General features: G+C 33.2%; 14 protein-coding genes and 1 tRNA gene. 13 read left to right on the forward strand and 2 right to left on the reverse strand.

Annotation, left to right across the window (positions count from 1 at the left end; all coding sequences use genetic code 11):
- Positions 1 to 13: 13 nt before the first annotated feature.
- The 9 genes from ROY99_10385 (at position 14) to ROY99_10425 (ending at position 10458) form a co-directional block, all read left to right on the forward strand.
- Complete coding sequence (locus tag ROY99_10385) at positions 14 to 688, forward strand: hypothetical protein (GenBank protein MDT3696786.1); 675 nt, start codon at positions 14 to 16, stop codon at positions 686 to 688.
- A 5-nt stretch (positions 689 to 693) separates the two neighbouring features.
- Entirely contained in the window at positions 694 to 2085 is a 1392-nt protein-coding gene (locus tag ROY99_10390; protein MDT3696787.1) for a hypothetical protein, read from the forward strand.
- An 18-nt stretch (positions 2086 to 2103) separates the two neighbouring features.
- Positions 2104 to 2409: a hypothetical protein gene (locus ROY99_10395; GenBank protein MDT3696788.1), complete on the forward strand. Its 306-nt coding sequence runs from the start codon at positions 2104 to 2106 to the stop codon at positions 2407 to 2409.
- A gap of 18 nt (positions 2410 to 2427) precedes the next feature.
- Positions 2428 to 3732, forward strand: coding sequence for a hypothetical protein (locus ROY99_10400; protein ID MDT3696789.1), 1305 nt, complete (start codon positions 2428 to 2430; stop codon positions 3730 to 3732).
- 2 nt (positions 3733 to 3734) lie between these two features.
- Complete coding sequence (locus ROY99_10405; protein MDT3696790.1) at positions 3735 to 5804, forward strand: hypothetical protein; 2070 nt, start codon at positions 3735 to 3737, stop codon at positions 5802 to 5804.
- A gap of 101 nt (positions 5805 to 5905) precedes the next feature.
- Complete coding sequence (locus ROY99_10410; GenBank protein MDT3696791.1) at positions 5906 to 8602, forward strand: helicase-related protein; 2697 nt, start codon at positions 5906 to 5908, stop codon at positions 8600 to 8602.
- A gap of 27 nt (positions 8603 to 8629) precedes the next feature.
- Positions 8630 to 9025 (forward strand): group I intron-associated PD-(D/E)XK endonuclease, encoded by a 396-nt coding sequence (locus ROY99_10415; protein ID MDT3696792.1) that lies wholly within the window; start codon positions 8630 to 8632, stop codon positions 9023 to 9025.
- Between the two features lie 27 nt (positions 9026 to 9052).
- Positions 9053 to 9835: an ADP-ribosylglycohydrolase family protein gene (locus tag ROY99_10420; protein ID MDT3696793.1), complete on the forward strand. Its 783-nt coding sequence runs from the start codon at positions 9053 to 9055 to the stop codon at positions 9833 to 9835.
- A gap of 74 nt (positions 9836 to 9909) precedes the next feature.
- Complete coding sequence (locus ROY99_10425) at positions 9910 to 10458, forward strand: alpha-ketoglutarate-dependent dioxygenase AlkB (GenBank protein MDT3696794.1); 549 nt, start codon at positions 9910 to 9912, stop codon at positions 10456 to 10458.
- A gap of 3 nt (positions 10459 to 10461) precedes the next feature.
- Here ROY99_10425 and ROY99_10430 read toward each other — a convergent pair whose 3' ends face one another.
- Both ROY99_10430 and ROY99_10435 read right to left on the reverse strand, forming a co-directional pair.
- Positions 10462 to 11559 carry a site-specific integrase gene (locus ROY99_10430; GenBank protein MDT3696795.1) on the reverse strand — a complete coding sequence of 366 codons (1098 nt, stop codon included), beginning with the start codon at positions 11557 to 11559 and terminating at the stop codon, positions 10462 to 10464.
- 112 nt (positions 11560 to 11671) lie between these two features.
- Positions 11672 to 11757, reverse strand: a tRNA-Leu gene (locus tag ROY99_10435).
- 231 nt (positions 11758 to 11988) lie between these two features.
- Here ROY99_10435 and ROY99_10440 point away from each other — a divergent pair.
- The 4 genes from ROY99_10440 to ROY99_10455 all read left to right on the forward strand — a co-directional run bounded on the left by ROY99_10440 (position 11989) and on the right by ROY99_10455 (position 14904).
- Positions 11989 to 12180 (forward strand): hypothetical protein, encoded by a 192-nt coding sequence (locus ROY99_10440; protein MDT3696796.1) that lies wholly within the window; start codon positions 11989 to 11991, stop codon positions 12178 to 12180.
- A gap of 17 nt (positions 12181 to 12197) precedes the next feature.
- The gene (locus ROY99_10445) at positions 12198 to 12407 is read left to right on the forward strand and encodes a hypothetical protein (GenBank protein ID MDT3696797.1); all 210 of its coding nucleotides are present in this window, start codon (positions 12198 to 12200) and stop codon (positions 12405 to 12407) included.
- Positions 12408 to 12518: 111 nt separating this feature from the next.
- Complete coding sequence (locus tag ROY99_10450) at positions 12519 to 14219, forward strand: glutamine--tRNA ligase/YqeY domain fusion protein (protein ID MDT3696798.1); 1701 nt, start codon at positions 12519 to 12521, stop codon at positions 14217 to 14219.
- Between the two features lie 22 nt (positions 14220 to 14241).
- Positions 14242 to 14904 carry a SatD family protein gene (locus ROY99_10455; GenBank protein ID MDT3696799.1) on the forward strand — a complete coding sequence of 221 codons (663 nt, stop codon included), beginning with the start codon at positions 14242 to 14244 and terminating at the stop codon, positions 14902 to 14904.
- Positions 14905 to 15039: the final 135 nt, after the last annotated feature.

Raw genomic sequence — 15039 nt, forward strand, 5'->3', positions numbered from 1 at the left:
AATGTGCATACCTATGGCAGTTATTGATACACTAAAAAATGTGATTGTTATTGTTGATTCAATTAAAAACAACCTTTCCATTCCGGATACTTTAAAAATAAACCTTTTAGAAAGTAATAAGACTTTCTATGAAGAATCATGGTTCATAGCTCTAATAGCAGCAGCAATTGCAGCTTTAGCTACTATAATAGGTGCTATTATAGGTCAAAGACTCCAACGTAGGACACTTAAAGAAATATATAATGAACAAGGTTATTTAAATCGCGATAAAGAGTTATTCACAATGCGAATGAATGGATGTCTTCAGATTGCTGAAGCTATGTCTGTATTATATCATGTTACATTGTATAAAAAAGATGGGAATAACCTTCCAGTCCTACCTACATCTTATATTACCTATCAAAATTTAAAAGACTGGAATACAGATACAACTAAACTTGTTGATCGTAAGTTGCTTCTTTTAAATCAGGAAATCTACTCAAAATTCACTGATGTTAATCAAATGGTTCTTGATCATCTGAAGGAAATTGAAGAAAGTCAAAAACCTCAACATGAATGGGATAAATTCTGTCGTGAAATAGGCAGGAGAGAATGTGGATTCATTCAAGAAAAACAATCTACGGTAGTTAAAGCAATGAGAGATTTTATTAAGGCTGAGTATAATATTGATTTGGAAGAAGTGAGGTAAATACAATGAAAATTGTTGTGATTGATTTTACTTCGAACTCTAAAAAGACACTAAAAGGTGTAGTTGAAAAAATGAACGATACCCAATCAGAGTTTAAATTTGAGTATCAGCAAGGTCGGAGTGAAGATAGGCAGAGTCTTAAAGAGTCAATTGAATGGGATCAAGGTTTCGAATTATTAAAGCAATACAAATCAAATACAGAAAATGACAATGCAATTGGAATATTTAGTTTACCATTAGAAAATAATTGGTTTAGTGTTACAAGATTTGAAGAGAAAGCTAGTTTAATTACTACTAATGATTGGGAATTTATTTCACATCTTAATATTGAATCATTTCTAACATTGGAATTGATAGAAAATCTATTAGAACAATTAGTTTATCATTCAGACTACAACTTTGCTCACGAACCCCCGATAGGTTGTATTCACGATATGTGTGGTTGGAAGACGGATATAAATCTGAAGATATTAACTGCATACATTTGCCCTCGATGTGTTGAAATGTTACAAAGCCATATAAGTGGCGAAAAATTAGATGCAACCTTTAAGTTACTCGAGTTAGCAAGAAATTATGCTTTTAATAAAATATCAGTTACCGATGAACCCAACGAACAGGAGATAATCTTTCCTGTTTCTATTTACATTAGAAAATTAAAGCACGAACCCGATATAAGAGAAAAATTTAGCTTGCTGCTAGACCTTTTTGATGTTTCTGTAAGAGTATCAACGATAATTTTATCATCAAGATTAAAAGAGATAATCCCAGATTATTTGAATGTAACCGAAAGAGGGAATCCCTCCTTAGGTGATTGGGTTAGTGGGTTAAATGAGGCTAAAGTTCAACTGGAGAGTACCCAAGATTCTTTTTTTTCTAATTATTATTCCTCGTTAAAAGAGGCACATTCTCTCATCTGCAGAACCGAATTGGTAAAGTTGAGAAACGATACCAAGGGTCACGCATACACTTTACCCCCTTTTCAGTTACAAAAGTATTTCCAGGAATATTACCCTACTGTAACTGAATTAATAAAAGTCTTGCGAAAGTTTTTAAGTCAGAAATTATTAATGGTTGATCGTTGCACTTTTGATAGAGGAATAGATTCATTTAAGTTAATAGCATCAGAGGTAAATGGTGATAACCCGGTTTTTGTAAAAAAAGAATATCGAATAAAGAAGTCTATTCCAAGACAAGAAATATTAAATAGTAAGAATGAAATGTTAATCTTTAACTCTGATAAAACGGACTTCATCTCCTTGTTTCCTTATTTGATTTATACTATTTGTCCAACCTGCGGTCAACCAAGAAATTTAATAATTGATTCAGAAAAAAAATATTTAGATCTGTTAGTAGGCCATAGGGTTACGATAACGGATTTTAATTCAATTGAATGCTAAACAAAAGGAAGAGAAATTATGGACTCACAATCGAAGAAAATTTTATGGATCCATATCAAATCGGCGTTGCGACAAGATATTTCATCACGCAACCTCAAAGATCCCAAAATCCGATTAAGAGCAATTGAAAATCTTGAAGAGCAGCTCAGGAATCATTTCCCTCAAATTTATAGCAATCCAATTGAGCTATTAAATCACGATAGAAATGAATTTAAACGCAAGTTGGGACAATATAAACCAACCGGCAGTCTCAGTGGTGCAGAGGAGAGCATCATTAATAATATTTATGATTATTTGGAACGTTTTAAGGATAATAATCAATAAAATTAATGTTTACACATTATGTTAAGTCCATATCTATCAGAATACGATGAAAGTACATCCAGTGAAGGAAGTCTGGACCCATTAGGGCTTTACCCAATTTCAGATCAATTAGCTACAAAATTAGTCCCGGGTTTTAGAGAAAGAATGCGTCATCCAAGATATCTTACAACTATCGCTGCTGGAATGGTTATTTGCAGTGAATTTGATGAAGACATTGCTGCCTCAGATGATAGAACAGAACCCTGGCAAATTTATGAGTGGTATGCAGTTCACGCTTTATATGCAAAGTATAGAACAGATGATGAGACTCAGCTAATCGGTTTACCCGGAATAGATAAAGCAAAGAAAGCATACAATGCAAATATATCTTTGAATCCATCTTCTTATCTCAAAATGGCAACCGTATTCGGTTTTCACGGTGTTTACAGGACTCTTGCTAAGGATTTAAAACTAATTGATACAAACATTCTGGGGGAATTCGGAGATGAGCTTATAAGAACATGGGAGAAAGAGGAAAATCTGGAGGGATTTTATTCTTCGCCATTCGGTTCGGGAAGGGATTTAAGAAAGCAATTTTACAATGCCATTAATGATTCGCTAAAAACTACTTCAATCGCAAGAAATAGAAATTGGAATGCTTTTTATGAATTGGCTGAACACATAGCACCATACAAAATTAATCCCATTGAACGGAAACTGCTTTATAACAAAATAATTGGAGAAATAGACTCATATCGATATCAGGTAATTAAAACAATTGAGTTAAGTGAAGTTCAAAAAATCTGGAATGATACCGGTTCTGAAAAAGAAATTCATAAAATTTTGTTTTCTTCAGCAACCAATGATTTAAAACATTTACTTAAAGCAATTTTTCAGTACGAAGAATTTGCACGCCTGCTACAGGATGCATTTGATTCTTGCTTATACGTAATGAGTGGTCGCTCGTCAACGAGAATTAATGACTTAAAAAATAATACTGAAATTACTAAGGCAGGTAAAAAAGTTAGTGATAGTTATAAAAAAGCAATTGATGCAATAAGTGAATATGGATTGTCATTTCAATTTGAAGAGCGATTTTCCACATTTGAAAAAGCGGTATCGGTTCCTGACTGGATTAATTTACTATTCGAGCATCATGAAACTACACAAAAGAATAAGCCACCTAATGGAAAAAGACCATGGTTTGAAAGAACTAATGATAGCAGATTTTTAATTTATCCGGGAAATCGACGAGATGAAAGTCCCACAGGTGAGGACTTATATGTTCATTATTATCGCACGACTCCTTTAGTATCATTTCTGAAAGATTTAGGTAAAATATAGAGATGGCTAAGAATAATAATCAGGGTATTCAAAAATTATTAGACTACTGGGAACCTCCTGATAACATTAAAGAACCAATTGGTTGTATTGCTACAACTTTTACATTTGATTCTAGTTTCTTTGAGGAACAATGTCTTACAAGATTCGTTAAAATGGAATCAGATGCTTTTTCGGATGGTCCCGCTTATTTAATAGAACGTGAAGAAAAATTCTCAGCATTAAAATGTGCTTCGGTTTTGGTTGATGCAAACCATTGTAGAGGGAAAAGAAGTCTGCGATGGGATCTTTTACCTTTTAAATCTAACCATGGAGTACTTCACGCAAAGATTTCGCTATTGTATTGGGTAAATTATGTAAGAATTATAATAGGTTCTGCTAATCTTACTGAGGATGGTTATAGAAAAAATCAGGAGGTTTTTGGTGTTGTTGATTTCTATCAGGATTCAGAAGCGCCTTACGATTTTTTAACTCAGACTCTTGAGTATTTAAGTTTATTAATTGAACAAAGCCAATACGATATTCAAAGTACGGCAGTAGATCGATATAGAGAATTTATAACTCTGGTTACTAAAAATTCGCGTAGTTGGAATAAAGAAAAGAAATTTAATAAGAAAAAAGATGTTGCAATTCATCCGATCTTTACTCATCAAAATTCAAACGATTTGTTAAATCAGGTTAAAAAAGTATGGTATGAATATGCGACAAGACCTCCTAAGTGGGCATATATAAATAGTCCCTTTTTCGATCCTCCCAATGCTGAGAATAAACCTGCGAAAAAAATATGGGAGATTCTTAATCAAAGGGGAAATGCTGAAGTTCAATACAATATAATTGCCGAAGATGATAAAGCAGTTGAAAATAAGCTGGTACTTTATGCTCCCGAAAGTTTAGACTACGCACCTGAAAACCGAAGTGAAGCATATGTGAATTTTGCAACACTTAGTGAGTGGGAAAATAAACGGTACAGACCAATACATATGAAATCCATTTTTCTTGAAAACGAAAATTGGTATTTCTATATAATTGGTTCAAGTAACTTCACATCAGCCGGATTAGCCTTGGGAAAACAAAAGAATTATGAAGCAAACATTTTATATGTAACAAATTCAATAAAAAACAAAGATGGAGAAAAATCATTAATTAATGCCTATATGGATGGTGAATTAATTGATGATGGGTTAATACTTGAATGGATTCCCAGAGAAGATGAGGATAAGTCTACAGAAGACCAACTACCTACTCTTCATAAAGCTTTCAAATCGGCTTCGTTAAATTTCAAAAGGGATAAGTTTATTATTGAGTTAGACCTTGATCAGGAGATAATGCCTAAATCATTTTACATTTATGATGAGCTGATGAAAAAAGAATTATATAATTCAGATGAATGGAAAAATGTTGGAAAACCTTCAAATGTAATTATTGAATATGAAGAGCAAAGACCACCTTCTGGACTATTTGTAAAATGGGATAAGTTAAGTGTAACAGTTTGGTGGCCGATAAACATATTAAATTCTTCAGTTCTTCCACCACCTGAGGAGCTCAAAGATTTACCATTAGAAGTGCTGCTCAATGTGCTATCCTCCTCGAAACCTCCGCATAGAGTGATTAGCGAATGGTTAAAGAAACAAAAGAAAACAAATGGTGAATCTGACGCCAGTCCACTTATAGATCCGCATAAACGAGTTAACACTTCAACATTTCTTCTGCAAAGAACAAGAAAAATTTCTTATGCGCTAACTGCATTAAAAGAAAAACTTCAAAAACCGATATATACCATTGAAAGTTTGAATTGGCGAATATTCGGACCAGTTGGTGTAAAAGCACTTTGTAAAGCAATTACCGAGACCGCAAAATCAGAGGAAGAAAAAGCTTTTCTACTCACTGAAATTGTTTTTGAGTTAAAAAATGTAAAACCGCATATTTCCAAAGAGACTATAAGCAAGTCAGAGTACAAGAAAACTATAGATGAAATAACTAGTGAGTTAAAAAAGGAAATTGACAATCTGGATTTAACTAAGGACCAACAGTTGAACGACTACATTACGAGTGTTTTCCAGGAAATTGAGAAATGAGTTATAGCTACAGTTTTGAAAATAATATAGATCTTTTTGTAAAGGACAGAATTTCTTTTGAGGATGCTAAGAGGCAAATGGCGACCACTCGGGAAATTCTGATGAGGTTAGAAAACCAACCAGGACTCATACTTGCAGATGAAGTTGGAATGGGTAAAACATTTATCGCGTTAGCAGTGGCTGTTTCAATAGCATTGCAGGATTCTCAAAAAAGACCAGTCGTTGTTATGGTGCCAACCTCGCTCAGAGATAAATGGCCTAAAGACTTTAATTTATTTAAAGAAAAGTGTTTGCCGCTAAATTTATCTAACAAACTTACATATGGTTTTTCGGATAAAGCAGTTGATTTTTTGAAATTCCTGGATGATCCTAAAGAGAGAATGAAGTCAATTGTTTTTCTTACTCACGGGGCTATGAGTCGAGGTCTTACTGATGGGTGGGTTAAACTGGCTATTATAAAACGTGCTCTGTTTAACAGGAAAGATACTCGTTTATTGAAAAAAGCATTATCACGTATTCTAGGAGATTTGCTATTTCTAAAATGGGCAACCAAAGATGAAAATATGTGGATTGATTTATTAGAAAGCCATACAGAGAAGTGGTTAAATATAATTCGTGATTATGGAGTTGATCCCGAAGGAGACAATGACAGCTCATCGGATGATGACCCCGTACCAGAAGCAATAACAAAAGTTCTTGAAGAATTACCAACAATTTATTTTGAAGAATTATATCAAGCCATTTGCAATATTCCTAAGAAATCATCTCCATATCTGAATGAAAGAATAAAAACTACACGTGCAATATTAAATGAAAACATAAGAGACATTTGGGAAAAAACAGTCAGATCACTAAGTGTTAAATTACCGTTGCTTATACTGGACGAGGCTCATCATTTAAAAAATGCACGAACTCGACTGGCCTCACTATTTAATACGGAAGATTCAATTGAAGATGCAGATGAGTTTTCTAAGGGTTCATTATCAGGAATATTCGAAAGAATGCTTTTTCTAACAGCCACTCCTTTTCAATTGGGCCATCATGAACTTTGTTCAGTTCTTGATCGATTTTCCGGTATCTCTTGGTCGGGACAAAGATCACCATCAATTACACTTACTGAGTATAAAACTGAAATTGATGAATTAAGAAGCAGATTAGATAAAACGCAAGTAAGCTCATTGAGATTGGAATCTGCCTGGAGCAGAATGCAAATTAAATCCAATAATTCAATAGATGTTGATACTTGGTGGGATAGGATTCTTGATAAAGGAAATAAGGACCCTGATATAGATGATCTAATTCAAAAGATTGAAGATGTAAAAAGTAGTGTGAAAAATGCGGAAATATTGTTGAAGAAATATGTTATAAGACACAATAAGAGCAAATATTTGCCTGGAGATTTTGCTAATGTTAAACGACGAGAGAATCTTATTGGTAAAGCAATACTTGATGACATAACGTCTTCAGATGAGATTGATGGATTGAGCATTAAAGATAATTGCATATTACCATTCCTGCTGGCATCGAGAGCAGCTGTGCTTAATGCTGCAGCAAGGCCTGTGTTTGCCGAGGGATTGGCATCTAGTTATGAGGCTTTCTTAAATACTAGAAAGTCAAAGGTTACAACCGATAGTGATGATGAAGAAATTTCAATAGATAATTATAATGAGTGGTATCATTCAAATATAGAAAAGTATATTTCTACTGAATTACAAAATTCATCTGAAATTACTCATCCTAAAGTATCAGCCACAGTCAAAAAAGCAGTAGAGCTATGGATGAAAGGTGAAAAAGTATTAATATTTTGTCACTATATAGCTACTGGAAAGTCTTTAAGACAATATATCTCTTATTCACTCAATAAATATATTCAGGAAGAAGCAGCTAAAAAACTAGGATGTGACTTATCAGAGACAGAGAAGAGACTTGATAATATCGGCAAACGATTCTCAACTAAGGATTCGCAATTCATGTTGGCCTTTGAGAATGAAATGAACACGATGATAAAGAACTATCATTCAATTAAAAAGCATAAAGATGATGTGATTGAAATTATAAAAAGATATATAAGGACGCCTTCATTTCTGATTAGATTTTTCCCACTTGATATGCAGGAGAGATTCAGCAAAGAAACACTTTTGGAGGCAATGGGAAATAAGGATCTTTCCGGAATTACATTAAGAGAAACGATTCTTGACTTTTTTAATTTTCTGGAAAATAAGTGTGGAGTGAATGAAAGAGAAAAGTATATCGGAGCTTTATTGGATATACAAACAGGAAATATACTAAGTGCTGATGCACGCAAATTTTTGATGGATGATGAAATTCAAAACGAAAGGACTGAACTACTAATACCCAATGTAAGATTGGTAAATGGAGATACAAAGTCAGAAACCCGGCAAAATCTGATGTTGACCTTCAATACTCCATTTTATCCAGATATATTAATTACAAGCAGTGTTCTAGCAGAAGGAGTTGATTTACATTTAAACTGTCGATTTATAATTCACCACGATTTATCTTGGAATCCTAGTACACTGGAACAAAGAACTGGTCGCATTGATAGAATTGGCTCAAAAACTGAAAGATCTGGAAAATCAATCAATGTTTTTATTCCATATGTATCTGAAACCCAGGATGAAAAAATGTATAGAGTAGTTATGGATAGAGAGAAATGGTTCAAGATTGTAATGGGCGATAATTATAAAGCAGATGTCAAATCAACGGATAAAATCTCGGAAAGAATTCCCTTGCCCAGCAAACTTACTGAAGAATTAGCGTTTAACTTAGAGATTTAGAAAATTATTAAATTTAGTTGAAAAATAATGGCAGAAATAGCAAGAAATAGCACAGGTTTATCAGGCGAATATTTTGTTGCAGCTGAATTGCTTCGTAGGGGATTTAATGTTGCAATAACTATGGGCAACGCAAAGGCAATAGATTTAATTGCTGAGAAAAAAGGGAAGACCTTTCCAATACAAGTGAAATCTATTTACAAAAAGAAAAATGTAGGTTGGCCAATACTTAAAAGTAAAGTTAAAAGAAATCATTTTTATGTTTTCGTAAATCTTAATGCTGATAAGATGGAAGAGCCGGTATATTTTATTTGTACTGCTGCTGAGGCAAAGAGAAATATAAAAGAGTATTCAACCAGAGGGATATTGAATATGTATTTAATTAACAATGATAAATTCAAGAGTCGGTGGGATAAGATTAAATAATTCTATAATTTGAAAAATTAAATAAATATGCTCGGCGCAATAACAGGCGACATAATTGGTTCGATCTATGAATTCATAGACACGAAACCAGAAATGGATTTCACTCTGTTTACTAATGAATCCTTCTTTACAGATGATTCGGTTTTAACTGTTGCTTTGGCTGACAGTATATTATCTGGCACTGTTTATAGAATAAAACTTCTCGAGTATTACCATCAGTATCCGGATTGTAGCTATGGATTAAGATTTCACGAATGGGTAAACAGTAAAAACCCACAGCCTTATAATAGCTGGGGAAACGGATCAGCTATGCGGGTTAGTCCTGTTGGCTGGGCTTATAATGATCTTGAAACAGTCTTACAAAAAGCAAAAGAGAGTGCAGAAGTAACGCATAATCATCCTCAAGGAATTAAGGGTGCTCAATCAACTGCTGCTTCAATATTTCTTGCACGCACAAAAAATTCCAAAAAAGAAATAAAAGAATTCGTAGAAAAGAATTTTGAGTATAATCTAGATTTGGATCTTGAAGAATTAAGAGAAAATTATCGCTTCAATGAAAGTTGCCAGGATACTGTACCTCAAGCAATCTTCACTTTTTTAATCTCAGATTCTTTCGAAGACTCAATTAGGAAAGCAATTTATATCGGCGGTGATTCTGATACACTTGCTGCAATTAACGGATCAATAGCAGAAGCTTTTTATGGCGGAGTTCCGCAAGAGATTAAGGTAGAGATTTATAAAAGGTTGGATGAAAGATTAATGGCTGTCAGCGCTAACTTTATTGAAAAGTATATGTCATATATTTATTGAGCTTTAATCAAATAACCCCTGCTGATTGTGGGGGTTAATTTTTTATATTCCATATTATAAAAAGGAATAATTTTATGTTCGGAATATCAGGACTATTGTACATTCCAGATTATATCACGTCCGATGAAGAATCAACTCTATTAAAAACAATAAATAAACAGCAGTGGGATAATACACTAAGCAGACGAGTGCAGCATTATGGTTATCGATACGACTATAAAGCCAGAACAGTGACTCCTGAGATGTACATTGGAGCTTTACCTAAGTGGTTAAATGATCTGGCTGTTCAATTACATAATGATGGCTTGTGTGAAGAAGCTCCAGACCAGGTTATTGTGAATGAGTATCAGCCAGGGCAAGGGATATCTGCACACATCGATTGTGAAAGTTGTTTTGGACCAAGAATATTCAGCTTGTCATTAGGAAGCACTGCGATAATGGAATTTACTCTTGAAGGAAAACCAAAGAAGGAAATACTACTAGATCGAAGATCTTTGGTGATAATGTATGGTGATGCAAGATCAATTTGGAAGCATAGCATACCTGCTCGTTTGAAAGATAAAGGAATTGAAAGGGGAACAAGAATCAGCCTGACTTTTAGAAATGTTGAGAAAGATTTTTAAGTTTTAGTTGCCATTCTGAATTTTATCTAGTTTCTCTGCCGTTTCTCTCATGTAATCAGGTGAAAAGTGAGCATAAATTTTTGTTGATTCTAAGTCGGAATGAGATAAGAAATTCATCAGCTCATGGTAACTACCAATCTTCATAACAAAATTAGCTCCAAACGTATGTCTGAGCATATGAATGGTCCCTTTAAAATCAGTTTTAGACAATACTTTATTTAGCTTTTCATTAGGAGTGGCTTGGCGGATTTTCTTGCCCTTTTCATTCACAAATACATAGCGAGAGTGTTTACCAACTTGTTGTTTCAATATTTCAAAGGCAGTTTTAGTCATTCGAATTGTGTGTATTTTTCCCGATTTAGTTTGAAATTCATCTGTAGAGATAATAGTCATCGTAGGATTATTTTCATCCATGGAAACATTATCCCATGTTAAATTTATTAGTTCCTTTTTGCGCAAACCTGTATAGACATAAAATTTAAAGATTGGAACCCAGTATGGATCAAGATTTTCCCAGATTACTTTTAGCTGATCATCAGTATAATATTTAACAGTGTTTGTCTTTGGCACTTTAAAGGGAACAGTTTCAGATGCTGGATTGGTATCAATATATTTCTCCTTAATAGCATTATTAAACATTTCAATCAATAAATCTCGGAGTATATTAACAGTATTTTTATGCCATGGCTTCTTCTTATTAACTGGTTCATTGGTTAATCTATTAAAACACGCCTGCAAATATTTTGAAGATATTAGTATAATATTTTCACATGCTGGAGAAAAATATTTATACATAAACTTTTCAAATCCATCAAAATAATTTTTGTATCTACTATAAGTTGTTTTTCGAACAATACCTGATTTAGTATTTAAATACTGAGCTATCAGTTCTTTTAAGGAAATGATCTTTGATTGAGCAGGATAAATGCCATGAATTCCTAATGTAAGTTTTTGTTGCCTATCCGCTCTTATTAATTCAGCATCTCTTTTATTGTGAGCAACAATTTCTCTTATTCTTTTTCCATTTAGGTTATAATCAAGCTGATATGATATTTTATTTTTGCGCCTTACTGGAACTAGTTTTACAACAGGTACTTTCATTATTTTTCCTAAATATTCCTAACTCTAAGTTAAAAAATTGACACGTATTTGACACGCGAGGAAAGTTTAAAATTAGAAAGGCCTTGTATTACAAGACCTTTCGAGAATTGAGTACCGAAGGCCGGACTCGAACCGGCACCTGGTGTAAGCCAGACTGGATTTTGAGTCCAGCGCGTCTACCAATTCCGCCACTTCGGCATAAATAAATTCACTAAATCAAATCTTTTTGAAGCTTTGTATCAATACAAATTTCCAAAAATGATGTGCAAAAGATAAAAAAACTTAATTTAACTAACTAACAAAATAGTGCTTCAATAATAGAATTCTCTCTAAATGGTATAAAGTTTTTGAAACTTCTTTCGATAATAAGTTAGCACCGGTTTATGGCACAGTGATTGAATAGCATAGTTTAAAACAACAGGAGTTATCATGAAAAAAACTTACAACAACAAAACAAAAAAATTTAACAAGAAGCAGGATATGTTTATTCTTGTTAGCAAGTGGGATAATATAGAAGATTATTCAGAAGAAGAAATTGAAGATCTTCTCGAAGAGAATAATATTCCGGAAATATCATATATAGAAGAAATTGAGAAACCAGAGTATATTATTTTTGATTAAAAACAACAGGTATCAAAATGAGTAAAACTTATATCGGACAAGACGGTCATTACGATATTGAAGATGACGGCAGAGTTATCCAGAAGATGGTTAATGAGTTTGGAAGATTAACCGGTATTACAAAAGTATATTCAAATTTTAAAAAGATCCCAAACTTATTAGATAGAAATAAGATCGAATATTTTCTTCAATTGCTCAATATTTATAAGGTCTCGGGACGGGTTTAAACTTTTATTTACTACTTGTCCCCTGAGCCTTCACTCATAAATTACTTCCTGACAGCTATTACTCTTTAAATCATCTTTCTGTATTTTTGTATCAAACAACGATATTGAAATATGGAAAACAACTTATCAAATAAAAATGATTCATCGAAATCAAAATCTAAAAACTTTATCTATGAAATAATTGATGAAGATCTGAAAACAAATAAATGGAATGGGAGAGTTCATACCAGATTTCCACCTGAACCAAACGGATATCTTCATATTGGGCATGCTAAATCAATTTGTCTTAATTCCGGAATTGCCCGTGATTATAACGGTAAATTTAATTTAAGATTTGATGATACAAATCCTACCAAAGAAGATCAGGAATATGTTGATTCAATTATTGAAGATGTAAAATGGCTCGGCGGAGATTTTGAAGACAGAGTTTTCTATGCTTCAGATTATTTTGAGCAGATGTTTCAATGGGCAGTAAAGCTAATTAAAAAAGGCAAAGCTTATGTTGATGATTCTGATCCGGAAACTATGCGAGGTCTGAGAGGTACTATCACTGAAGCTGGAAAAGAAAGTCCGAACCGTAATCGTTCTATTGATGAAAATCTAAATTTATTCGAAAGAATGAAAAACGGCGAGTTTAAGAATGGTGAAAAAGTCCTTCGTGCAAAGATTGATATGTCATCACCCAATATGCTTTTACGAGATCCTGTAATGTATAGAATTATTCATTCTGAACATCATAGAACTGGAAATAGATGGTGTATTTATCCAACTTATGATTGGGCGCATGGGTTAGAAGATTCAATAGAAGGGATTACTCACTCTATCTGTACACTCGAATTTGAAGTTCATAGACCATTGTATGATTGGTTCTTAAAAGAATTGGAAATTTATCATCCGCAGCAAATTGAATTTGCCAGATTAAACCTGACTTATACAGTTATGAGTAAAAGAAAATTACTTGAGCTTGTTGAACAAAAATTTGTTGATGGATGGGATGACCCAAGAATGCCGACTATTTCAGGTTACAGAAGAAGAGGCTATACACCTGAGGCAATTCAGAACTTTGCAGAAATAATCGGTGTAGCAAAGCGTGATGCGATGACCGATGTTGCATTACTTGAGTTTGCTGTCCGTGAAGATCTAAATAAAAAAGTTCAAAGAATAATGGCTGTTCTTGATCCATTAAAAGTTGTAATCACTAATTATAACGGTCAGGAACTATTGGAAGCAGTTAATAATCCTGAAGATGCTTCGATGGGACATCGTAAGATTAGTTTTTCAAAGGAAATTTATATTGAAAAAAATGACTTTATGGAAAATCCAATTAAAGGTTTCCATCGTTTGGCTCCGGGTGCTGAAGTAAGATTACGCTATGCATATATTATTAAATGTGATGAAGTTATAAAAAATGATAAAGGAGATATAGTTCAGCTTAACTGCAGTTATGATCCTGATACCAGAAGCGGAACAGGAACAAGTACAAAAAAAGTTAAAGGCACAATCCACTGGGTTAATGTTAGAGATGCAGTAAACTGTGAAGTGAGATTGTATGACCGTTTGTTTACTGTTGAAGATCCCTCAGGCGTAAAAGAAAAAGATTACAGAGATTTAGTGAATCCTGAATCGCTTAAAATAATCTCAAATGCTAAGCTTGAACCCTTTGTCCAAAATTTTAAACCTGGAGAAAAGTTTCAGTTTGAAAGACTGGGATATTTTTGTATTGATACAAAATTCACTGATAGCTCAAAATTAGTTTTCAACAGAACAGTAACTTTAAAAGATACCTGGGCTAAAACTGTAAATAAAAAATAGAATTATAATAATTAGTTTAATTATGCCGCAGAATAAAAATCCAAAATTATATTCAGTGATTACAGGAGATATTATCAAGTCTTCAAAACTGAGTATAGAGATGCACAAAAAACTTGTAAAAGTTTTAAGAAATTGTTCAAGAGAAGTATTGAAGGTTTTTCCCGGTGCACTTAAATACGAGCCTGAATTATTCCGTGGTGATAGCTGGCAATTATTAATTCAAAAACCTGAAAAGGCTTTAAGTATTGCTCTGTTTTATCGTGCATATTTAAAAGCCAATTTGATGGTTAATAAAATTGATGCAAGAATGGCAGTATCTGTTGGTACAGTCGATTATATTGAATCTTCTGTTGGCGTGGGAGATGCGTATAAGATTTCCGGAAAAGCTTTGGATAAAAAGGGTAAACGCAAGATTAAATTTGTGTCGGAGATTCTAAAGAATCCTGAAGTTATTGATTTAATTATTTATAACTCAGATTTTATTTCGTCAAGGTGGACAAGGAACCAGAGTAAAATTATTCTACTTGCCCTGCAAGATTATGATCAGAATAAAATTGCTCTTAAACTAAAAATATCACAACAAGCAGTTTCTAAACAATTGGATTCAGCAGGCTGGAATATTATTTCTAATAATATTGAGTTCTTTATTAGTGTTTTATTAAGCGACAACAGGAATATTATCTGATATTATCAGCAAATGAATATTGTTGTTTTTATAAATACAACCTTAAAAGGTTGTATTAACTATATACAACCCTAAAAGGTTGTATCTCTTGATTGCTGTCAAATAACAGGAATAGTTGATCGAACGTTAATCTTA

It is taken from the genome of Ignavibacterium sp. (assembly GCA_032027145.1).
GTDB lineage: Bacteria > Bacteroidota > Ignavibacteria > Ignavibacteriales > Ignavibacteriaceae > IGN3.